General features: G+C 61.7%; 20 protein-coding genes. 18 read left to right on the forward strand and 2 right to left on the reverse strand.

Going from position 1 to position 21,081, the window contains the following annotated elements:
- Positions 1–162: 162 nt before the first annotated feature.
- From sdhC to lpdA, 18 genes are all read left to right on the forward strand, one after another.
- A complete protein-coding gene (gene sdhC, locus PYR71_RS14305; RefSeq protein WP_097605949.1) occupies positions 163–558 on the forward strand; it encodes a succinate dehydrogenase, cytochrome b556 subunit in 396 nt (131 codons plus the stop codon).
- A 10-nt stretch (positions 559–568) separates the two neighbouring features.
- On the forward strand, positions 569–949 hold the full coding sequence (gene sdhD / locus PYR71_RS14310; protein WP_183917316.1) for a succinate dehydrogenase, hydrophobic membrane anchor protein: 381 nt from the start codon (positions 569–571) through the stop codon (positions 947–949).
- 8 nt (positions 950–957) lie between these two features.
- Positions 958–2,799 (forward strand): succinate dehydrogenase flavoprotein subunit, encoded by a 1,842-nt coding sequence (gene sdhA / locus PYR71_RS14315; RefSeq protein WP_275619823.1) that lies wholly within the window; start codon positions 958–960, stop codon positions 2,797–2,799.
- Positions 2,800–2,817: 18 nt separating this feature from the next.
- Entirely contained in the window at positions 2,818–3,597 is a 780-nt protein-coding gene (locus tag PYR71_RS14320; RefSeq protein ID WP_088677571.1) for a succinate dehydrogenase iron-sulfur subunit, read from the forward strand.
- Positions 3,598–3,905: 308 nt separating this feature from the next.
- Positions 3,906–4,421 (forward strand): protease inhibitor Inh/omp19 family protein, encoded by a 516-nt coding sequence (locus PYR71_RS14325; RefSeq protein ID WP_275619824.1) that lies wholly within the window; start codon positions 3,906–3,908, stop codon positions 4,419–4,421.
- Positions 4,422–4,485: 64 nt separating this feature from the next.
- Positions 4,486–5,649, forward strand: a complete 1,164-nt coding sequence (gene zapE / locus PYR71_RS14330; protein ID WP_275619825.1) for a cell division protein ZapE — start codon at positions 4,486–4,488, stop codon at positions 5,647–5,649.
- A 174-nt stretch (positions 5,650–5,823) separates the two neighbouring features.
- Positions 5,824–6,786 (forward strand): malate dehydrogenase, encoded by a 963-nt coding sequence (gene mdh / locus PYR71_RS14335; RefSeq protein WP_183917308.1) that lies wholly within the window; start codon positions 5,824–5,826, stop codon positions 6,784–6,786.
- A 34-nt stretch (positions 6,787–6,820) separates the two neighbouring features.
- Positions 6,821–8,014, forward strand: coding sequence for an ADP-forming succinate--CoA ligase subunit beta (gene sucC, locus PYR71_RS14340; RefSeq protein WP_183917306.1), 1,194 nt, complete (start codon positions 6,821–6,823; stop codon positions 8,012–8,014).
- An 8-nt stretch (positions 8,015–8,022) separates the two neighbouring features.
- A complete protein-coding gene (locus PYR71_RS14345; protein WP_275619826.1) occupies positions 8,023–8,514 on the forward strand; it encodes a DUF1579 family protein in 492 nt (163 codons plus the stop codon).
- Between the two features lie 13 nt (positions 8,515–8,527).
- A complete protein-coding gene (sucD, locus tag PYR71_RS14350) occupies positions 8,528–9,430 on the forward strand; it encodes a succinate--CoA ligase subunit alpha (RefSeq protein WP_275619827.1) in 903 nt (300 codons plus the stop codon).
- Between the two features lie 170 nt (positions 9,431–9,600).
- Positions 9,601–12,585 (forward strand): 2-oxoglutarate dehydrogenase E1 component, encoded by a 2,985-nt coding sequence (locus tag PYR71_RS14355; protein WP_275619828.1) that lies wholly within the window; start codon positions 9,601–9,603, stop codon positions 12,583–12,585.
- A 15-nt stretch (positions 12,586–12,600) separates the two neighbouring features.
- Complete coding sequence (locus tag PYR71_RS14360; protein WP_275619829.1) at positions 12,601–12,909, forward strand: YciI family protein; 309 nt, start codon at positions 12,601–12,603, stop codon at positions 12,907–12,909.
- A 41-nt stretch (positions 12,910–12,950) separates the two neighbouring features.
- On the forward strand, positions 12,951–14,216 hold the full coding sequence (gene odhB, locus PYR71_RS14365; RefSeq protein ID WP_275619830.1) for a 2-oxoglutarate dehydrogenase complex dihydrolipoyllysine-residue succinyltransferase: 1,266 nt from the start codon (positions 12,951–12,953) through the stop codon (positions 14,214–14,216).
- An 11-nt stretch (positions 14,217–14,227) separates the two neighbouring features.
- A complete protein-coding gene (locus PYR71_RS14370; protein WP_275619831.1) occupies positions 14,228–14,977 on the forward strand; it encodes a DUF4241 domain-containing protein in 750 nt (249 codons plus the stop codon).
- On the forward strand, positions 14,974–15,504 hold the full coding sequence (locus PYR71_RS14375) for a hypothetical protein (protein WP_183917293.1): 531 nt from the start codon (positions 14,974–14,976) through the stop codon (positions 15,502–15,504). Before PYR71_RS14370 ends, PYR71_RS14375 begins: the two co-directional genes overlap by 4 nt.
- Entirely contained in the window at positions 15,501–16,253 is a 753-nt protein-coding gene (locus PYR71_RS14380) for an SDR family oxidoreductase (RefSeq protein WP_275619832.1), read from the forward strand. Before PYR71_RS14375 ends, PYR71_RS14380 begins: the two co-directional genes overlap by 4 nt.
- A 17-nt stretch (positions 16,254–16,270) precedes the next feature.
- Positions 16,271–16,909, forward strand: coding sequence for a LysE family transporter (locus tag PYR71_RS14385; protein ID WP_275619833.1), 639 nt, complete (start codon positions 16,271–16,273; stop codon positions 16,907–16,909).
- A gap of 27 nt (positions 16,910–16,936) precedes the next feature.
- The gene (gene lpdA, locus PYR71_RS14390; RefSeq protein WP_275619834.1) at positions 16,937–18,343 is read left to right on the forward strand and encodes a dihydrolipoyl dehydrogenase; all 1,407 of its coding nucleotides are present in this window, start codon (positions 16,937–16,939) and stop codon (positions 18,341–18,343) included.
- A 104-nt stretch (positions 18,344–18,447) separates the two neighbouring features.
- On the opposite strand, the gene PYR71_RS14395 is transcribed toward lpdA, so the two are convergent.
- The gene (locus tag PYR71_RS14395; protein ID WP_275619835.1) at positions 18,448–19,647 is read right to left on the reverse strand and encodes a mandelate racemase/muconate lactonizing enzyme family protein; all 1,200 of its coding nucleotides are present in this window, start codon (positions 19,645–19,647) and stop codon (positions 18,448–18,450) included.
- Positions 19,648–19,662: 15 nt separating this feature from the next.
- Positions 19,663–21,024 carry a mandelate racemase/muconate lactonizing enzyme family protein gene (locus PYR71_RS14400; protein WP_275619836.1) on the reverse strand — a complete coding sequence of 454 codons (1,362 nt, stop codon included), beginning with the start codon at positions 21,022–21,024 and terminating at the stop codon, positions 19,663–19,665.
- Positions 21,025–21,081 lie beyond the last annotated feature (57 nt).

The raw sequence follows: 21,081 nt of genomic DNA on the forward strand, positions 1-21,081 counted from the left end.
ATCGATTAAATTAAAAGCAGACAGCGATTGTGCTTGTCGTCGGGCTTTCCGGTGAGTAAACGTCGCAATTGATGCAACGCACACAGAGAATTTTGTCATTCGTGTGGTTGACTGAGCATGCTCCGAAATCCGGGAGCGCAGAGAAGCCGCCGCGAGGTTCTGATGGCGAACGTGACAAATAACCGGCCCTTGTCGCCGCATTTGCAAGTCTACAAACTAATTCCCACCATGGTCATGTCCATCGTCCACCGCATTACGGGTGGGGCGCTCTATGTCGGCACGCTGCTCGTCGCCTGGTGGCTGATCGCGGCGGCAAGCGGCCAGAGTTCCTACGACTGGGCCAACTGGGTGCTCGGCAGCCTTCTCGGCAAGCTCGTGCTGCTCGGCTACACCTGGGCACTGCTGCACCACATGCTCGGCGGTTTCCGCCACCTCATGTGGGATCTCGGCTACGGCTTCGAGAAAGAAGTCTCGACGAAGCTTGCCATCGCCAACATCATCGGGTCGCTCTGTCTGACCGTGCTGGTCTGGGTGATCGGCTTCCTCATTCGCTTCTGAAGGTCCTCTCATGGATATGCGCACCCCCCTCGGCAAGGTTCGCGGGCTCGGCTCCGCCAAGGAAGGCACGAGCCATTTCTGGCGTCAGCGACTGACCGCCGTCTCCAACATTCCGTTGATCCTCTTCTTCGTCATCTTCATGATCGCCTATGCCGGCGCACCCTATGCGGAGGTGGTTCGCGCGCTGTCGAACCCGTTTGTCGCCGTTGTCATGGGGCTGATGGTGATATCGGGCGTCATCCATATGAAACTCGGCATGCAGGTCATCATCGAGGATTACGTGCATGGCGAGTTCGGCAAGATCGCTCTCTTGATGCTGAATACCTTCTTCGCGATCGTCATCGCCGGCCTCTGTCTCTTCGCCATTCTGAAAATCGCATTCGTAGGATAAGCTCGAATATGGCACCGACTTCACCCGCCCAGAATGGCAAGGCCTACAATTATGTCGACCACTCCTATGACGTGATCGTAGTCGGCGCCGGCGGCGCCGGGCTGCGCGCCACGCTCGGCATGGCCGAGCAGGGTTTCCGCACCGCCTGCATCACCAAGGTGTTCCCGACCCGTTCGCACACGGTTGCGGCGCAGGGCGGCATCGCCGCGTCGCTGCGCAACATGACGCCCGACAGCTGGCAATGGCACCTCTACGACACCGTCAAAGGCTCCGACTGGCTCGGCGACGTCGACGCCATGCAGTATCTGACCATGGAGGCGCCGAAGGCGGTCTATGAGCTCGAACATTACGGCGTGCCGTTCTCCCGCAACGAGGAAGGCAAGATCTACCAGCGACCGTTCGGCGGCCACATGCAGAATTACGGCGAAGGCCCGCCGGTGCAGCGCACCTGCGCCGTTGCCGACCGCACCGGTCACGCCATCCTGCACACGCTGTACGGCCAGTCGCTGCGCCACAACGCCGAATTCTTCATCGAATATTTTGCGCTCGACCTGATCATGTCGGAAGACGGCAGCCGCTGCACCGGCGTCGTTGCCTGGTGCCTCGATGACGGCACGATCCATCGCTTCGCCGCCAAGATGGTGGTGCTGGCGACCGGCGGCTATGGCCGTGCCTATTTCTCAGCGACCTCTGCCCACACCTGCACCGGCGACGGCGGCGGTATGGTGGCACGCGCCGGCCTGCCGCTGCAGGACATGGAATTCGTGCAGTTCCACCCGACCGGCATCTACGGTTCGGGCTGTCTGATCACCGAGGGTGCACGCGGCGAAGGCGGCTACCTCGTCAATTCCGAGGGCGAACGCTTCATGGAGCGTTATGCGCCGTCGGCCAAGGACCTTGCCTCTCGCGACGTGGTTTCGCGCTGCATGACGCTCGAGATCCGCGAAGGCCGCGGCGTCGGCAAGAACAAGGATCACATCTTCCTGCACCTTGACCATCTCGATCCGGCCGTGTTGCACGAGCGGCTGCCGGGCATTTCCGAGAGCGCCAAGATCTTCGCAGGCGTCGACGTCACGCGCGAGCCGATCCCGGTTCTACCGACCGTCCATTACAATATGGGCGGCATTCCGACGAATTATTGGGGCGAAGTGCTGAATGCCGATGGCGCCAATCCGGAGCGGATCATTCCCGGCCTGATGGCTGTGGGCGAGGCAGGCTGCGCTTCGGTACACGGCGCCAACCGTCTTGGCTCCAACTCGCTGATCGACCTGGTGGTCTTCGGTCGGGCCGCTGCGATCCGCGCCGGCGAGGTCATCGACCGCGCAGCACCGATCCCGCATCTCAACGTCGCGGCCTGTGACAAGATCATGGACCGCTTCGACGGTCTGCGCTACGCCGGCGGCGGCACGCCGACGGCTAACCTGCGTGAGAAGATGCAGCGCGCCATGCAGGAGGACGCCGCCGTCTTCCGCACCCAGGAATCGCTGGAATCCGGTTGCCGGCGCATCTCGGCGATCTGGCAGGAAATGCGCGACATCAAGGTCACCGACCGCTCGATGGTCTGGAACTCGGATCTGGTGGAGACGCTGGAGCTGCAGAACCTGATGGCCAACGCCATCACGACGATCTACGGCGCCGAGGCCCGCAAGGAGAGCCGCGGCTCGCATGCTCGCGAGGATTATACCGAGGGCGCATTCGCCGGCCGCGACGACGTCAACTGGCGCAAGCATACGCTTGCCTGGGTCAACGAGGCAGGCGACGTCAAGCTCGATTACCGCCCGGTTCACACCGACCTGATCGCGGAAGGCATCGATCCGCACAAGATCGAGCCGAAAGCCCGCGTCTACTGATTTCAAGAGGAACCTGGCATGGTTGAACTCGCTCTCCCCAAGAATTCTCAGATGCGCGAAGGCAAGGTCTGGCCGAAGCCGGCCGGTGCGACAAACACCCGCGAATTCCGCGTCTACCGCTGGAGCCCGGATGACGGCCAGAACCCGTCGATCGACACTTTTTACATCGATGTCGACGACTGTGGTCCGATGGTGCTCGACGGCCTGCTCTACATCAAGAACAAGATCGACCCGACGCTGACGCTGCGCCGGTCCTGTCGCGAAGGCATCTGCGGCTCCTGCGCGATGAATATCGACGGCACCAACACGCTGGCCTGCACCAAGGGCCTCGATGATATCAAGGGCGCGGTGAAGATCTATCCGCTGCCGCATTTGCCCGTCGTCAAGGATCTGGTGCCTGACCTCACCAACTTCTACGCCCAGCATCGTTCGATCGAACCCTGGCTGAAGACTGTGTCGCCCGCGCCGGCCAAGGAGTGGAAGCAGAGCCATGAGGACCGGCAGAAGCTCGACGGCCTGTATGAATGCATTCTGTGCGCCTGCTGTTCGACATCCTGTCCGAGCTACTGGTGGAATGGCGACCGCTATCTCGGTCCGGCCGTTCTGCTGCAGGCCTATCGCTGGCTGATCGATTCCAGAGACGAGGCGACCGGCGAGCGTCTCGACAATCTCGAGGATCCGTTCCGCCTCTATCGCTGCCACACGATCATGAACTGTGCGCAGACCTGCCCCAAGGGCCTCAACCCGGCCAAGGCGATCGCCGAAATCAAGAAGATGATGGTCGAGCGCCGGGTTTGACCGGCGCGCATGCCGATCATGCGATGGACGGCTTCGATCCGAAGCCGTCGCGGCTGCGATGCGATCTTTCCAGGACATTGCGGGAGTTCGGCAGGGATCCTTGCCGAGATGAACCGCACAACACCTTGCTGACAAATTCCATGTGCAGGAAGTTTTGCAGCGGGACAGTTGAACTGTATCGTGTTTCGATTAGGTGTTGTCACGGGCAATTTATGCAGTCCGACTTGATTAACCAAAGCGAATTACGGTAATCGAACTTGTCTCACGCCCTTTTCTCTGCGGCGACAGCCGAATTCAGGAGTATGATGATGCAGTTGCGATATGCGGTGACAGGTTTGGTAGTGACTCTCGCGCTAGCCGGTTGTCAGCGTACGGCATATGATTACAGCTCCAACTCTCCCAGTGCCGCGCCGGCGCCACTGACGGCGCAGCCAGTTCCTTCCGTTCAAGGCGGGCAGCTTCCGCCCCCGAGCGGCAGCTCGCAGTTCCCGGCCGCGCCGGCGTCGGCTTCGTCGATGCCGGGTGCGCAGCCGGCTGTTGCGGCGAATGCGCTCGACGTCACGAAGGAATCGATGGTCGGAAGCTGGCGCGTCAACGGCAGCTGCGACATGTTCCTGACGCTCACCAATCTCGGCAGCGGTTCGCGCGGCGGTACGCGCGGCTGCGTCGGCGAGCTGACGGCGATGGGTTCTTGGGAGGTCGCCGGCAAGCAGGTTCTGCTCAAGGACCGCTCGGGCAACGCGATCGGCAGCGTCTACAAGACAGCCGACAATCGCTTCCAGGGCCAGACGAATACAGGTCAGCCGATCAGCCTCAGCCGGTAAAGGAACCGGCGCGGTAACCGATCCGGCGGTGCCCCGCCGATGACCGACAGGCGGACATGCCCTCATGCAGCCAATGCCAGATTATGCGCTCAGCGTCTGCGAACAGCTTAAAACGCTGACGCTTTCCGGTGCCTTGCAAGTCGATTCCGCCCAGATGGAAGTGGCCAAAAGCCTGGATCGGGTGCTCGCTGGTTTGAAGCAGCAACGACCGGCGGCGAAATCGAGCGCGCTCGGTTGGCTGTTTGCCTCAAAGAAGAAGGCCGCAGGCGGCATCAAGGGGCTTTATATCCACGGCAGCGTCGGACGCGGCAAGACCATGCTGATGGACATGTTCTTCTCGATGGCGCCGTGCCGGAAGAAGCGGCGGGCGCATTTCCATGAATTCATGGCGGATGTGCACAACCGTATCGCGGCGCACCGGCTGAAACTCAAGAACGGTGAGACGAAGCACGCTGATCCGATGCCGCCGGTCGCCGCAGCCCTTTACGAGGAAGCAGAACTGCTCTGCTTCGATGAATTCACCGTCACCGACATTGCCGATGCGATGATCCTGTCGCGGCTGTTTTCCGAACTCTTCGCGCGGGGATGCGTTCTGGTCGCGACGTCGAATGTCGAGCCGGACAATCTCTACAAGGACGGTCTCAACCGCGGCCTGTTCCTGCCCTTCGTCGCGCTGCTCAGGCAGCATGTCGATGTCGTCACGCTGGATTCGCCGACCGATTACCGGATGGAGAAGCTCAACAGCCAGCCGGTCTATCTGGTACCGATCAACGAACATAACGACATGGCGATGGAGGCGTCCTGGACGCAGGCGCTGCATGGGCGCAAGGCGCAGCCACTCGATATTCCGATGAAGGGGCGCGCCATCCATGTGCCGCTCGCCGCCGACCGCATGGCGCGGTTCTCTTTCGCCGATCTTTGCGAGAAGCCGCTCGGTGCTGCCGACTTCCTGGCAATCGCCAAACGCTTCGATATCGTCTTCGTCGATCACGTTCCCCTGCTCGGACCAGAAAAACGGAACCAGATCAAGCGATTCATCATTCTTGTCGATACGTTCTACGATCATGCCGTACGGCTTTATATATCGGCGGCGGCGATGCCGGAGGACCTGCTCGTCGGTCGCCGGGGCACCGAGGGCTTCGAATTCGCCCGCACGGCGTCGCGTCTCTTTGAAATGCGCAGCGCTGAGTATCTTGCGCTGCACCATGACAAACGCGCCGCCGAATAACGACCAAGTGACGAATTGGCTTACGTTTACGTAAGAACTTTAGTATCTAAACGATTGAAAACGCTACATCAAAATTAATGGATTGCCATTTTTGGGCTTTGGGTCTATGCGAGTGCGTCATTGAGCGGTGCCTAAGCGTCGTTCGACGAATTTGATCGCAAAGGAAACAGCGAAATGGCGCGTAACAAGATCGCACTCATTGGTTCTGGCATGATTGGTGGCACGCTGGCGCATCTCGCCGGCCTGAAGGAGCTGGGCGATATCGTCCTCTTCGACATCGCTGACGGCATTCCCCAGGGCAAGGGCCTCGATATCGCACAGTCCTCCCCGGTCGAAGGCTTCGACGCCAATCTGACCGGCGCCAGCGATTATTCCGCCATCGAAGGCGCTGACGTCTGCATCGTCACCGCCGGCGTTCCGCGCAAGCCGGGCATGAGCCGCGACGATCTTCTCGGCATCAACCTCAAGGTCATGGAGCAGGTCGGCGCCGGCATCAAGAAGTATGCGCCCAACGCCTTCGTCATTTGCATCACCAACCCGCTCGACGCCATGGTCTGGGCGCTGCAGAAGTTTTCCGGCCTTCCGGCCAACAAGGTGGTCGGCATGGCCGGCGTTCTCGACTCTTCGCGTTTTCGCCTCTTCCTCGCCAAGGAATTCAACGTCTCCGTTCAGGACGTGACGGCCTTCGTTCTTGGCGGCCACGGCGACACAATGGTGCCGCTCGCCCGCTACTCGACGGTCGGCGGCATTCCGCTCACCGATCTCGTCAACATGGGCTGGGTCACCAAGGAGCGCCTGGAAGAGATCATCCAGCGCACCCGTGACGGCGGCGCCGAAATTGTCGGCCTGCTGAAGACCGGCTCGGCCTATTACGCGCCGGCCGCCTCGGCGATCGAGATGGCCGAGTCCTACCTCAAGGACAAGAAGCGCGTTCTGCCCTGCGCTGCCCATCTCACCGGGCAGTACGGCGTCAAGGACATGTATGTCGGCGTTCCCACCGTGATCGGCGCCGGCGGCGTCGAGCGCGTCATCGAGATCGACCTCAACAAGACCGAGAAGGAAGCCTTCGACAAGTCCGTCGGCGCCGTCGCCGGTCTTTGCGAAGCCTGCATCAACATCGCGCCTGCCCTCAAGTAATCGGCGCCGAAGTCATCGAAACAGGGATAAACCCATGAACATTCATGAATATCAGGCCAAGGCTCTGCTGAAGGGCTATGGCGCACCGGTTGCCGAGGGTGTGGCTGTCCTCAAGGTCGAAGAGGCCGAGGCTGCCGCCAAGTCGCTTCCCGGCCCGCTCTATGTGGTCAAGAGCCAGATCCATGCCGGCGGCCGCGGCAAGGGCAAATTCAAGGAACTGTCGCCGGAAGCCAAAGGCGGCGTGCGTCTCGCCAAGTCGATCGACGAAGTGGTCGCTCACGCCAAGGAAATGCTAGGCAACACGCTGGTGACGGCGCAGACGGGCGAAGCCGGCAAGCAGGTTAACCGTCTGTATATCGAGGACGGCGCCGACATCGCTCGCGAGCTTTATTGCTCGCTGCTGGTCGACCGCTCGGTCGGCCGCGTGGCCTTCGTCGTTTCCACCGAAGGCGGCATGGACATCGAAGCTGTCGCCCATGACACGCCCGAAAAAATCCAGACGATCGCCATCGATCCGGAAGCCGGTGTGACGGCTGCCGACGTCGCAGCGATCTCCAAGGCGCTGGCGCTCGAGGGCGCCGCTGCACAAGACGCCAAGTCACTCTTCCCGGCGCTCTACAAGGCCTTCAACGAGAAGGACATGGCGCTGCTCGAGGTCAATCCGCTGATCGTCATGAAGGATGGCCATCTGCGCGTTCTCGACGCCAAAATGTCGTTCGACGGCAACGCGCTCTTCCGCCACGACGACGTCAGGACGCTGCGCGACGAGACCGAAGAGGACGCCAAGGAAATCGAGGCTTCCAAGTGGGACCTCGCCTATGTCGCGCTCGATGGCAATATCGGTTGCATGGTCAACGGCGCAGGCCTTGCCATGGCGACGATGGACATCATCAAGCTCTACGGCAAGGAGCCGGCCAACTTCTGCGACGTCGGCGGCGGCGCCGGCAAGGAGAAGGTCGCTGCGGCCTTCAAGATCATCACTGCCGATCCCAAGGTCGAGGGCATTCTCGTCAACATCTTCGGCGGCATCATGAAGTGCGATGTCATTGCCGAGGGCGTCATTGCCGCGGTCAAGGAAGTCGGCCTCAAGGTTCCGCTCGTCGTGCGCCTTGAAGGCACGAATGTCGAGCTCGGCAAGAAGATCCTGAACGAGTCGGGTCTCGCGATCACCGCGGCCGACGACTTGGACGATGCGGCCAAGAAGATTGTCGCGGCGATCAACGGCTGAGAACCATCATGGCCTTCCAGTCCACACCATCCGCCGCTCATTTCCGCCTCAGCGCCTTTGCCGGCGTCTGGGAAGGAGAGGAGCATGTGGCGGCGTCGGCGTGGACGAGTGAAGGCAAGGCCAGCGCCGCGCTTTCCGGCGAGGCGCTGTTCGGCGGGTTCTTCCTGGAGCAGCACTATCGCCAGATGCGTGAGGGCGCGGTCTCTTTCGAAGCCCGCAATGTCTTCGGCTTCGATGGTTCGGATCAGGCTTACAAGCTTTACCAGTTCGATAGCGCCGGTTTTGCTCCGCCTTCGCCGGCTTCCGGCGAATGGAATGGCAATGAACTCGTGCTGACGAAGACTTCGCCGCGCGGCAGACAGCGCACTGCATTCACATTCGAAAATGAAGACTGCTACCGGATGGGCGTCAGCTTTTCGCCTGCAGGCAGCGATACTTGGCAGGAGGTGGTCAGCGGCATCTATCGTCGCGCCGCCCTCACGTCTTCCAACCTCTCCTAAACAAAGGCCTCGCATGTCCATTCTCGTTAACAAAGACACCAAGGTTCTCGTTCAGGGCCTGACCGGTAAGACCGGGACCTTCCACACCGAACAGGCGCTTGCCTATTACGGCACCCAGATGGTCGGCGGTATCCACCCGAAGAAGGGTGGAGAAACCTGGACCGGCGCAAAGGGCGAAAGCCTGCCGATCTTCGCCACCGTCGCCGAAGGCAAGGAAAAGACCGGCGCCGACGCGACCGTCATCTATGTTCCGCCGGCCGGTGCGGCTGACGCCATCATCGAGGCGATCGACGCCGAAATCCCGTTCATCACCTGCATCACCGAGGGCATACCCGTCATGGACATGGTGCGCGTCAAGGCGCGCCTCGACCGCTCCAAGTCGCGCCTGCTCGGCCCCAACTGCCCTGGTATTCTGACGCCGGAAGAATGCAAAATCGGCATCATGCCGGGTTCGATCTTCCGCAAGGGTTCGGTCGGCATCGTCTCCCGTTCGGGCACGTTGACCTATGAAGCGGTGTTCCAGACCTCCAACGAAGGCCTTGGCCAGACGACGGCCGTCGGCATCGGCGGCGACCCGGTGAAGGGCACCGAGTTCATCGACGTCTTGGAAATGTTCCTCGCCGACGAAGCCACCCAGTCGATCATCATGATCGGTGAAATCGGCGGCTCGGCAGAAGAAGACGCTGCGCAGTACCTCAAGGACGAAGCCAAGAAGGGCCGCAAGAAGCCGATGGCCGGCTTTATTGCCGGCCGCACGGCGCCGAAGGGCCGCACCATGGGCCATGCCGGCGCCGTGGTATCCGGCGGCAAGGGCGATGCGGAATCGAAGATCGCAGCGATGGAATCGGCAGGCATTCGCGTCTCGCCGTCTCCGGCCCGCCTCGGCAAGACCTTGGTTGAAGTCCTCAAGGGCTAAGCCAGCCATATAGACCGGGCGGAAGAACGGCATCTGCGTTTCCGCCCGGTGTGACAGCACGAGACCAGCAGATGCGCCGCGGACAGGCGGCAATCGGAATGCGGCAGCCGGTGACGAAGCCGGCAAATTCATCAAAGTCAGGAGGCGGACGGAAGCGTCCGCATATCACCATGGCACGGCAAGAAGCCAACGAGCAGTTTCAGATCACCTCGTTTCTGGATGGCGCCAACGCGGCCTATATCGAGCAGCTTTATGCGCGCTACGAAGAGGATCCGGCATCGGTCGACGACCAGTGGCGCGCCTTCTTCAAGGCACTGGAAGACGATCCTGTCGATGTGAAGAAGGCGGCCAAGGGAGCCTCCTGGCGCAAGAAGAACTGGCCGCTGCCGGCCGGCGGCGATCTGGTGTCGGCACTCGACGGCAATTGGGGCATCGTCGAGAAGGCGATCGAAACCAAGGTGAAGGCGAAGGCCGAAGCCGCAGGCAAGCCCACTGATACCACCGACGTGCTGCAGGCGACTCGCGATTCTGTGCGCGCCATCATGATGATCCGCGCCTACCGCATGCGCGGCCATCTGCACGCCAAGCTCGATCCGCTCGGCATCGCCGCTGCCGTCGACGACTATCGTGAGCTGTCGCCGGAAAATTACGGCTTCACCGCCGCCGATTACGATCGCAAGATCTTCATCGACAACGTGCTCGGCCTGGAATACGCAACCATCCCCGAGATGATCGAAATCCTCGAGCGCACCTACTGCTCGACGCTCGGCGTCGAATTCATGCATATCTCCAATCCCGAGGAGAAAGCCTGGATCCAGGAGCGCATCGAAGGGCCCGACAAGGGCGTGGCCTTCTCGGCCGAAGGCAAGAAGGCGATCCTTGCCAAGCTCATCGAAGCCGAAGGGTACGAGCAGTTCCTCGACGTCAAGTTCAAGGGCACCAAGCGCTTCGGTCTCGACGGCGGCGAATCGCTGATCCCGGCGCTCGAACAAATCCTGAAGCGCGGCGGCCATCTCGGGCTCAAGGAAGCGGTGTTCGGCATGGCCCATCGCGGCCGTCTGAACGTGCTCTCCCAGGTGATGGGCAAGCCGCATCGCGCCATCTTCCACGAGTTCAAGGGCGGTTCCTATGCGCCCGACGAAGTAGAAGGTTCCGGCGACGTGAAGTACCATCTGGGCGCTTCCTCCGACCGCGAATTCGACGGCAACAAGGTGCACGTCTCGCTGACGGCAAATCCGTCGCATCTCGAAATCGTCGACCCTGTCGTCATGGGCAAGGCTCGCGCCAAGCAGGACATGAGCGCTACTGTATGGGAAGGCGATATCATTCCGCTGTCTGAGCGCTCCAAGGTGCTGCCGCTGCTGATCCACGGCGATGCGGCCTTCGCCGGCCAGGGCGTCATTGCCGAAATTCTCGGTCTCTCCGGCCTGCGCGGCCACCGCGTCGCCGGCACCATGCACGTCATCATCAACAACCAGATCGGCTTCACCACGAACCCGGCCTTTTCGCGCTCGTCGCCCTATCCGTCGGACGTCGCCAAGATGATCGAGGCACCGATCCTGCACGTCAACGGCGATGATCCGGAAGCCGTGGTCTACGCCGCCAAGGTGGCGACCGAATTCCGCATGAAGTTCCACAAGCCGGTTGTGGTCGATATGTTCTGCTATCGCCGCTACGGCCATAACGAAGGCGATGAGCCGTCCTTCACCCAGCCGAAGATGTACAAGGTCATCCGCGGCCACAAGACGGTGCTGCAGCTTTATGCAGAGCGTCTGGTTCGTGAGGGCCTGCTTACGGATGGTGAAGTCGAAAAGATGAAGGCCGACTGGCGCGCCCATCTTGAGCAGGAGTTCGAGGCCGGCCAGCACTACAAGCCGAACAAGGCCGACTGGCTGGACGGCGAGTGGTCGGGCCTGCGCACCGCCGACAATGCCGACGAGCAGCGCCGCGGCAAGACCGCCGTGCCGATGAAGACGCTGAAGGAGATCGGCCGCAAGCTGTCCGAGATTCCGGCCGGATTCAATGCGCATCGCACGATCCAGCGCTTCATGGAAAACCGCGCCAACATGATCGCCACCGGCGAAGGCCTCGACTGGGCGATGGCCGAAGCACTGGCTTTCGGTTCGCTCTGCCTGGAAGGCCATAAGATTCGCCTGTCGGGTCAGGATTGCGAACGCGGCACCTTCTCGCAGCGTCATTCGGTTCTCTATGATCAGGAGACGGAAGAGCGCTACATTCCGCTCGCCAACCTGTCGCCGACGCAGGCCCGCTACGAAGTCATCAACTCGATGCTGTCAGAAGAGGCCGTGCTCGGCTTCGAATATGGCTACTCGTTGGCCCGCCCGAATGCGCTGACCCTCTGGGAAGCCCAGTTCGGCGACTTCGCCAACGGGGCGCAGGTCGTCTTCGACCAGTTCATCTCGTCGGGCGAACGCAAGTGGCTGCGCATGTCGGGCCTCGTCTGCCTGCTGCCGCACGGCTATGAAGGACAGGGGCCGGAGCACTCCTCGGCTCGCCTGGAGCGCTTCCTGCAGCTCTGCGCAGAAGACAACATGCAGGTTGCCAATGTCACGACTCCGGCGAACTACTTCCACATCCTGCGCCGGCAGCTGAAGCGCGACTTCCGCAAGCCGCTGATCCTGATGACGCCGAAGTCGCTGCTTCGCCACAAGCGGGCAGTCTCGACGCTGGCCGAGCTGGCCGGCGAATCGGCTTTCCATCGCCTGCTCTGGGACGATGCGGAAGTGATCAAGGACGGCCCGATCAAGTTGCAGAAGGACAACAAGATCCGCCGCGTCGTCATGTGCTCCGGCAAGGTCTATTACGATCTTCTCGAAGAGCGCGAAAAGCGCGGTATCGACGATATCTACCTGTTGCGCGTCGAACAGCTTTATCCGTTCCCGGCAAAGGCGCTCATCAACGAGTTGTCGCGCTTCCGCAACGCCGAAATGGTGTGGTGCCAGGAAGAGCCGAAAAACATGGGCGCTTGGTCGTTCATCGACCCCTTCCTCGAATGGGTGCTTGCCCATATCGATGCGAAGTACCAGCGCGTCCGCTATACCGGCCGTCCGGCCGCCGCTTCGCCGGCGACCGGCCTGATGTCGAAGCATCTGTCACAGCTCGCCGCATTCCTCGAGGATGCCTTGGGGGGTTAAATCAAGGGGGGCGCAATGGCTTACTTCTTTCTGAGATTGCTGCCGCCGCGCCCCACTTTCCCGCATGACGGGACCGGGGAGGAAATGGCGGCGATGGAACGCCACGTCGAATACTGGCATCGGAATGCGCTCGCGGGATCGGCGATCGTCGTCGGTCCCGTGTTCGAAGGTGAAGGCGCCTTCGGCATGGCGGTCGTCGAAGTCGAGGATCACGCGGCGGCGCAGGCTCTTGCCGACGGCGACCCGATCATCGCTTCCGGTTTCGGTTTCCGTTTCGATATCCTGCCGATGCCCTCGATAATCTTGCGGCCGCCCGCCGTCTGAAACGCTTAAAAACGAACACACACGAAATCAGGATCTGAACAATGGCCACAGAAATCCGCGTTCCAACTCTCGGTGAATCCGTCAGCGAGGCAACCGTCGGCACCTGGTTCAAGAAGGTCGGCGACGCCATCAAGGCCGACGAGCCGATTCTCGAGCTTGAAACCGACAAGGTGACCATCGAAGTTCCGGCACCCGTCTCCGGCACGCTTTCGGAAATCGTCGCTGCCGCCGGCGAGACCGTCGGCCTCGGCGCGCTGCTCGGCCAGATCGCCGAAGGTGCCGTCGCTGCCGCCGCGCCGGCAGCTGCTGCACCGGCCGCCGCTCCTGCCCAGCCAGCTCCGGCTGCTCCTGCTCAGCCGGCACCGGTCGCCGCTGCGGCTGCATCCTCGTCGAGCGCTTCCGTTTCCACCATGCCGCCGGCCCCGGCGGCTGCAAAGATGCTGGCCGAGAGCAATCTCTCCGCCGGTCAGGTCGACGGCAGCGGCAAGCGCGGCCAGGTGCTGAAGGGCGATGTCATTGCCGCCGTCGCCAAGGGTATTTCCGCTCCCGCAGCCGCCCCGGCGGCGGCACCCGCCGCTGCGCGCGGCCCGTCGACGGTCGAGGATGCCTCGCGCGAAGAGCGCGTGAAGATGACGCGCCTGCGCCAGACGATCGCCAAGCGCCTCAAGGACGCGCAGAATACCGCCGCCATGCTCACCACCTATAACGAGGTGGACATGAAGGCAGTCATGGACCTGCGCAACAAGTACAAGGACATTTTCGAGAAGAAGCACGGCGTCAAGCTTGGCTTCATGGGCTTCTTCACCAAGGCGGTAACGCATGCGCTGAAGGAATTGCCGGCGGTCAATGCCGAGATCGACGGCACCGATGTCATCTACAAGAACTACTGCCATGTCGGCATGGCCGTCGGCACCGACAAGGGTCTCGTCGTTCCTGTCATCCGCGATGCCGACCAGATGTCGATCGCCGAAATCGAGAAAGACCTCGGCCGACTTGCCAAGGCAGCCCGTGACGGCTCGCTCTCCATGGCCGATATGCAGGGTGGCACTTTCACCATCACCAACGGTGGGGTTTACGGCTCGCTGATGTCCTCGCCGATCCTCAACGCACCGCAGTCCGGCATTCTCGGCATGCACAAGATCCAGGAACGGCCGGTTGCAATCGGCGGCCAGGTGGTCATCCGTCCGATGATGTATCTGGCGCTTTCCTATGATCACCGCATCGTTGACGGCAAGGAAGCGGTCACCTTCCTCGTGCGCGTCAAGGAAAGCCTGGAAGATCCGGAACGGCTGGTTCTCGATCTCTAAGGAGCTTTTTCATGCGGAACCGGATCATGCGAGCGGCGCGCCTTGTTCTTTGCGCTGCCGCCGCGCATGCCCCGGTTTCTGCATCAGCGGCTGGCTTAGATATCAGCAAGGCCAGCAGCAATTTCGAGCTGGTGACGCTCGGTGACGCCGAGCTTTCCGAGCGTTCGATCGGCGTGATCCACATGGGCAATGTCGAGCTGACCTCGGGGCGCATCGTCGCCGCCGATCCGCTCGCCCAGCCCGATCGGCCGGCACTCGCCAGGAGGGTTGCACCGGGCGACTATCCGGTGACGCTCTACCAGGCCTTCGGGCGGATTGCCGCCGCCGGCATGCGGTTTGCCGAGGGCAAGCCGGATCATTGGGAGGTTGCCGTTCTGCCCGGGCAAGACGTAGCGACGCTGAAGGACGGTGAGATCTTCGGCTACCCCGTCGACGCCGGTCTCGGCTGCTATATGGATGCCGATACGCTGGCGTTGATCGAAGAGCGCGAAGCGCAGGTCCAAGCGCAGAAGCCGGACGCCGACATCAATTATTACGACGACGTGCTGGCTTCGGACCTCGATGCCAACAAGGGCCATTATGCACTGCACCGGCCGATGGCCGGCAAGAAGGGTAATGTCGCGGTGTTCTGGAGCGGCTGGGGCGATGGTTTCTATCCCGTCTTCTGGGGCCTCGACAAGGATGGCCGCCCGCTGGCGCTGTTGACGGATTTCGGTGTGATCGAGAATGCCGACGGACGGCGAGAGCCGAAGGTGCAATGAGCGGGACGATCGGGATCATGGCAGGACGGAAGGGCGTGGCTGCGATTGCAGCCGCGGTATTTTTCGTCATTCCGGTTGCCGCGTTCGCTATCGATTGCAAACAGGAGCAGGCCGTCTACACCGACCGTGACGGCGCCTATGAACTGCGCTTCGCGCCGCTGAATTCTCCTTCGGCTGCCGCCAGCAACCAGTTCAAGGTGAGCGCGCTCAAGACATCGGTCGTCATGGAAGGCTATGTCATGCCGTCGGAGGATCCGGTGCGCGCCATCGGTATCCTGATGTTCAACTGTCCGGAGGGCGATGTGACCGGCGCCGATCTCGACGCCTGCACGGTCTGGCAGGGCGCCGTCTACGGCATGGATGCCAAGGGCGAGATGGATAATCTGCAGCCGGAAGGCGCTGCGGCCGCCGAAAAGCTTGTGCTCCCCGGGCTTGGTCCCGCCATTCGCGAATCCAGCGCCTGGGGTGAGGGCAAAGCTTCGGTGGCGCCGTGGGATGTGCTGACATTCAAGGAGTGTGCGACATGAGCGATACACCTGTTGTTCTCGTGACCGGCGGAAGCCGGGGCATCGGCGCGGCCGTCTGCCGCCTTGCCGCGCGTCAGGGCTGGCGCGTCGCGGTCAATTACGCCGCCAACCGGCAAGCGGCGGATGCCGTCGTTGCGGCGATCACAGAAAGCGGCGGCGAGGCCGTGGCGATCCCGGGTGATGTCGGCAAGGCCGCGGATATCGCCGCAATGTTCACCGCGGTCGATGGTCATTTCGGCCGGCTCGACGGACTGGTCAACAATGCCGGCATCGTCGACTATCCGCAGCGGGTCGACGAGATGTCGGTCGAGCGGATCGAGCGCATGCTGCGCGTCAATGTGACCGGCTCGATACTCTGCGCCGCTGAGGCCGTGCGCCGCATGTCGCGCCGATATAGTGGGCAGGGCGGGGCCATCGTCAACGTCTCCTCGATGGCGGCAGTCCTCGGTTCGGCGACGCAGTATGTCGATTATGCGGCATCGAAAGCGGCGATCGACACCTTCACCATCGGACTTGCGCGCGAGGTCGCCGCGGAAGGGATTCGCGTCAATGCCGTCAGGCCCGGCATCATCGAAACCGATCTCCATGCATCCGGTGGGTTGCCGGACCGGGCGCGCGAAATGGCGCCATCGGTCCCGATGCAGCGGGCCGGCATGCCGGAGGAGGTGGCGGACGCAATCCTCTATCTGCTTTCACCATCGGCGTCCTATGTCACCGGATCGATCCTCAATGTGAGCGGCGGCCGTTAGGACAGGGCGAAAACACCATGACTTACATCATCGAATTCCTTGGTCTGATGGCCGTCTTCTCGATTTTCATCGTCGCGCCGGGCGCCGATTTCGCTGTCATCCTGCGCCAGAGCATCGTGCATGGGCGTCGCGCCGCCATAATGACCGGGCTCGGCATGGGCATCTCGCTGCTCTTTCATATTAGCTACACGATCCTTGGCCTCGGTCTGATCGTCTCCAAGTCGCTGATGCTGTTTGCAACGATCAAATGGGCGGGTGTCGCCTATCTCGTCTATCTCGGCATCAAGTCGTTCCGCGAACCTGGATTCAAGGTGCAGGAGATCGACGTCACGGCCGAAGACCGCAAGTCGGCCCCAATGCTGACATGCCTCGGCATGGGATTCATCACCAACGCGCTGAACCCGAAGCCGGTGCTGTTCTTCCTGTCCTTGTTTTCGACGCTCGTCCATCACGACACGCCCGCACTGATCCAGTTCTCCTACGGCATCGGCATGGCGACGGCGCTGGTCGCCTGGTTTGCCGGCGTTTCCTATTTCTTCACGGTCAAGACGGTCCGTGACCGCTTCATCGCCAGCGGCAAATGGTTCAACCGCATCACCGGAGCGGCACTCGTCGGCTTCGGCTTCCGCCTCGCGCTGTCGCGCGCAGCCGACTAATTGAAAAATCCAAAGAGGAAAGAAGCAATGTCTTACGATGTGATCGTTATCGGAACCGGCCCGGGCGGCTATGTCTGCGCCGTCAAGGCAGCCCAACTCGGCCTCAAGGTCGCCGTCGTCGAAAAGCGCGCGACCTATGGCGGCACCTGCCTGAACGTCGGTTGCATCCCGTCGAAGGCGCTGCTGCATGCCTCCGAAATGTTCCATCAGGCCGGCCACGGCATGAGCGCGCTCGGCATCGACATTCCGGCGCCGACGCTCAACCTCGCCAATATGATGGCGCACAAGGATGCGACGGTGAAGGCAAATGTCGACGGCGTCGCCTTCCTCTTCAAGAAGAACAAGATCGATGCCTTCCAGGGCACCGGCAAGATCGTCTCCGCCGGCAAGGTTGCCGTCACCGCCGAGGATGGCCAGGTGCAGGAGATCGAGGGCAAGAACATCGTCATCGCCACCGGCTCGGATGTCGCTGGCATTCCCGGCGTGCAGGTGGAGATCGATGAAAAGACCGTCATTTCCTCCACCGGCGGCATCGCGCTGGAAAAGGTGCCGGAAACGCTGATCGTCGTCGGCGGCGGCGTCATCGGCCTCGAGTTGGGCTCGGTCTGGTCACGCCTTGGTGCCAAGGTCACGGTCGTCGAATATCTCGACACCATCCTCGGCGGCATGGACGGCGAGGTCTCCAAACAGTTCCAGCGCATGCTTGCCAAGCAGGGCATCGATTTCCATCTCGGCGCCAAAGTCACCGGCGTTGAAAAGGGCGGCACGGGCGCCAAGGTCACCTTCGAACCAGTCAAGGGCGGAGATAAGGTGACGCTCGACGCCGAGATCGTTTTGATCGCGACCGGCCGCAAGCCTTATACGGCAGGTCTCGGCCTCGAAGGGGCCGGCGTTGCGCTCGACAATCGCGGCCGTGTCGAGATCGACGGTCGCTTCAAGACCAATGTCGCAGGCATCTATGCGATCGGCGATGTGGTCAAGGGTCCGATGCTGGCGCACAAGGCGGAAGACGAGGGCGTGGCGCTTGCCGAAATCCTCGCCGGGCAGCATGGCCATGTGAACTATGATGTCATTCCGAGCGTTGTCTACACGCAGCCCGAGATCGCCTCGGTCGGCAAGACCGAGGAAGAGCTGAAGGCGGCGGGTATTGCCTACAAAGTCGGAAAGTTCCCGTTCACTGCGAACGGCCGCGCCCGCGCGATGCTGGCGACCGACGGCTTCGTCAAGATCCTCGCCGACAAGGAAACCGACCGCGTGCTTGGCGGCCATATCGTCGGCTTCGGCGCCGGCGAGATGATCCACGAGATTGCCGTGCTGATGGAGTTCGGCGGTTCGTCGGAAGATCTCGGCCGCAGCTGCCACGCGCATCCGACGATGTCGGAAGCGGTCAAGGAAGCTGCGCTCGCGACCTTCTTCAAGCCGATCCACATGTAATCTTAATCGTCACAAAGCAAACAGCCGTTTGCTGCGAGGCAGGCGGCTGTTTTAGTTCTGTTATCCGGCGCCCGACAAGCTGGCCGCGACAGGCGGAGAGAGGATCAGTCGAAAAAGCCCGCATCCTCTTCCCTGAGATATCTCCCGGCCGCTTCAGCGTCGATGTCGAGACCCAGCCCGGGCGCTTCCAGTAGGTCCACCATGCTGTCCTTCACGATCTGCGGCGGCAGGCCGATAACCAGATCCTCCCACCAGGGGTCCGAAGCAGTCGGATATTCGAACGCGACGTAATTCGCCGGCAATGTCGCGCAGACATTGATCAACGCACCGAGGCCGAGCAGGCCGTTGGCCGTGCCGTGCGGTGCCATCAGGATCGAGTGCATGTAGGCGTGCTCGGCGACCCATTTGAGCTCGGCAATGCCGCCAATATCGGCTGGATCGGGGCCGATGACGCGGACTGCCTGTGTCTCGATCAGTTCCTTGAAATTGTGCCTGAGGTAGATCTGCTCACCAGTGTGGATTGGCGTCGAGGTGGAGGTCGTCAGCTCCCGATAGGCCTGCGGATTGACCCACGGCACGTAGTCGCCAGTCAGCATGTCCTCGAGCCACATCAAGTTGTACTTCTCGACGGCGCGAGCGAACCTGATCGCATCCGGCAGCATCCAGCCCGGGCCGCAGTCGAGCGCCAGACTGACCTTGTCGCCCAGCACTTCCTTCATTGCGATCACGCAGTCGAGCATGTGGTTGAAACCGCGCTCGCTGATCACGCCCTGATCCATGGCACCGTGATAGCCGGCCTTCTTCTGGGTCACGCCGTAGTGGAAACCCTCGATGGTGTCCTTCATGTTGGAATGGAACGAGATTCCCTGCTTGATCATGAAGAAGTTCTGCGGCTGCTCCATCATCCATCTGACGTCAGCGGCGTAATCCTCCGGCCGGTCGCCGGTGCGAATCTGGCGGACCGAGCCGTTGTAGACCCGCACCTTGTCACGCACCTTGCCACCGAGCAGTTTATAGACCGGCACGCCCGCGGCCTTGCCGGCAATATCCCACAGTGCATGCTCGATCGCGCTCACCGCCGCGCCATACGGCTTGAAAGAGCCGCGTTGTCGGATCTTCAGCATCACTCTCTCGACGTCGGACGGGTCCTCGCCGATCAGCGCCTCGCGGAAATGCAGCACAAAGGGCTTGAGGTAGGATTTGGTGAATTCGACTTCGCCCAGGCCATAAAGGCCCTCGTCGGTAACGATGCGGACGATCGGGTGTCTGCCGATAACGGCACAGCGCAGGTCGGTGATCTTCATCTTAGGTCCGTCCGTTCAACTCCAGGTGCGATCCCAGGAATACTCATCATCCCAATGATCCGTAGGCTGCCAGATGCCGGCAACGCCCGGCTGCAGATGCTGCGAGATCACCTCGTCGACCACGTCGTCAATCCCCAGGCCGGGCTTGTCCGGAACAGTGATAAAGCCGTCCTTTACCAGCGGCTTGGGAAGGCCGGTGACAATATCGTCCCACCAGTCCACGTCAGCGGAGTGGTATTCGAGCGCCATGAAGTTTTCGGTCGCCGTCGCGACGTGTGCGGCGGCCATCGCGGCGATTGGGCTTTCTGCCATGTGTATGGCCATGGCGACACCATGGTCCTGCGCCATGTCGCCGATCTTCTTGGTCTCGAGGATGCCTCCGGTGGTGAGCAGGTCCGGGTGGATCACGGAGACGCCGCCGCTCTTGAGTAGAGGCTCGAAGCCCTCCTTGAGGTATATGTCCTCGCCGGTGCAGATTGGCACCGTGGTGGAGTCCTGCAGTTGTCGATACTGCTCGGTGTACTGCCATGGGATGACATCCTCGAGCCAGGCCGGCACATATTTTTCAATTCGCCTGGCAAGACGAATGCCATTCTGCATTGAGATATGTCCGATGTGGTCGATCGCCAGCGGCACATCCATGCCGATGACCTCACGGACCTCGGCGATGTATTGCTCAAGCAAATCGAGGCCCTTGTCCGAAAAGTGCAGGCCGGTAAACGGGTGCTGGACGTTATGCAGATCGTACGCAGCGTTGCGGATACGCCGCTCATCTATGGTCTTCAGCGGCCCCCGAACGGGAACGTTTCGGTATCCTTCCAGTGAACCGGCAGGAAAGACGACCGCACCGGGCACATCGGCGATCTGCATCAAACCCAGATCCATCTTGAGGAAGGTGAAGCCGAGCTCCATGCGCTGCTTGAGGCGCTTGCCCGTTGCGGTGCCGCTCGCCACGGCTGCGTCGGTATCGCAATAGACGCGCACTTTCTCCCGAAAACGGCCTCCGAGCATCTGGTAGATGGGAACGCCATAGGCCTTTCCGGCAAGATCCCACAAGGCGATTTCAACCGCCGATACGCCGCCGCCTTGCCGGCCGTGGCCACCGAACTGCTTGATCCGACGAAACAGGCGGTCGATGTCGCAAGGGTTCTCGCCAAGCAACCGGCTCTTCAGCATCAGCGCGTATGTGGCGCTGGCACCATCGCGCACTTCCCCAAGCCCGACAATGCCCTGGTTCGTGTAAATCTTGAGCAGTACTGAGGCGAACGGCGCTCCGGTGATTTCGGCCACCCGCATGTCGGTGATGCGAAGGTCTGATGGCTTGGAATGCGTGTTCACCCGATTGAGCGCCTCGTCGGCCGAATATGCGCCTGCCATGACTTTCCTCATTCTGGTGGGAGCCCATCGCCGCGCACGCGCCGGGGAGGCCGAGAG

This window comes from Rhizobium mulingense (assembly GCF_029194105.1).
In the GTDB taxonomy this organism is placed as follows: Bacteria; Pseudomonadota; Alphaproteobacteria; order Rhizobiales; family Rhizobiaceae; genus Rhizobium; species Rhizobium mulingense.

Coding starts and splice junctions, on each gene's coding strand:
- sdhC (WP_097605949.1), top strand. CDS start 163: ATGGCGAACGTGACAAATAACCGGCCCTTGTCGCCGCATTTGCAAGTC.
- sdhD (WP_183917316.1), top strand. CDS start 569: ATGGATATGCGCACCCCCCTCGGCAAGGTTCGCGGGCTCGGCTCCGCC.
- sdhA (WP_275619823.1), top strand. CDS start 958: ATGGCACCGACTTCACCCGCCCAGAATGGCAAGGCCTACAATTATGTC.
- PYR71_RS14320 (WP_088677571.1), top strand. CDS start 2,818: ATGGTTGAACTCGCTCTCCCCAAGAATTCTCAGATGCGCGAAGGCAAG.
- PYR71_RS14325 (WP_275619824.1), top strand. CDS start 3,906: ATGCAGTTGCGATATGCGGTGACAGGTTTGGTAGTGACTCTCGCGCTA.
- zapE (WP_275619825.1), top strand. CDS start 4,486: ATGCAGCCAATGCCAGATTATGCGCTCAGCGTCTGCGAACAGCTTAAA.
- mdh (WP_183917308.1), top strand. CDS start 5,824: ATGGCGCGTAACAAGATCGCACTCATTGGTTCTGGCATGATTGGTGGC.
- sucC (WP_183917306.1), top strand. CDS start 6,821: ATGAACATTCATGAATATCAGGCCAAGGCTCTGCTGAAGGGCTATGGC.
- PYR71_RS14345 (WP_275619826.1), top strand. CDS start 8,023: ATGGCCTTCCAGTCCACACCATCCGCCGCTCATTTCCGCCTCAGCGCC.
- sucD (WP_275619827.1), top strand. CDS start 8,528: ATGTCCATTCTCGTTAACAAAGACACCAAGGTTCTCGTTCAGGGCCTG.
- PYR71_RS14355 (WP_275619828.1), top strand. CDS start 9,601: ATGGCACGGCAAGAAGCCAACGAGCAGTTTCAGATCACCTCGTTTCTG.
- PYR71_RS14360 (WP_275619829.1), top strand. CDS start 12,601: ATGGCTTACTTCTTTCTGAGATTGCTGCCGCCGCGCCCCACTTTCCCG.
- odhB (WP_275619830.1), top strand. CDS start 12,951: ATGGCCACAGAAATCCGCGTTCCAACTCTCGGTGAATCCGTCAGCGAG.
- PYR71_RS14370 (WP_275619831.1), top strand. CDS start 14,228: ATGCGGAACCGGATCATGCGAGCGGCGCGCCTTGTTCTTTGCGCTGCC.
- PYR71_RS14375 (WP_183917293.1), top strand. CDS start 14,974: ATGAGCGGGACGATCGGGATCATGGCAGGACGGAAGGGCGTGGCTGCG.
- PYR71_RS14380 (WP_275619832.1), top strand. CDS start 15,501: ATGAGCGATACACCTGTTGTTCTCGTGACCGGCGGAAGCCGGGGCATC.
- PYR71_RS14385 (WP_275619833.1), top strand. CDS start 16,271: ATGACTTACATCATCGAATTCCTTGGTCTGATGGCCGTCTTCTCGATT.
- lpdA (WP_275619834.1), top strand. CDS start 16,937: ATGTCTTACGATGTGATCGTTATCGGAACCGGCCCGGGCGGCTATGTC.
- PYR71_RS14395 (WP_275619835.1), bottom strand. CDS start 19,647: ATGAAGATCACCGACCTGCGCTGTGCCGTTATCGGCAGACACCCGATC.
- PYR71_RS14400 (WP_275619836.1), bottom strand. CDS start 21,024: ATGGCAGGCGCATATTCGGCCGACGAGGCGCTCAATCGGGTGAACACG.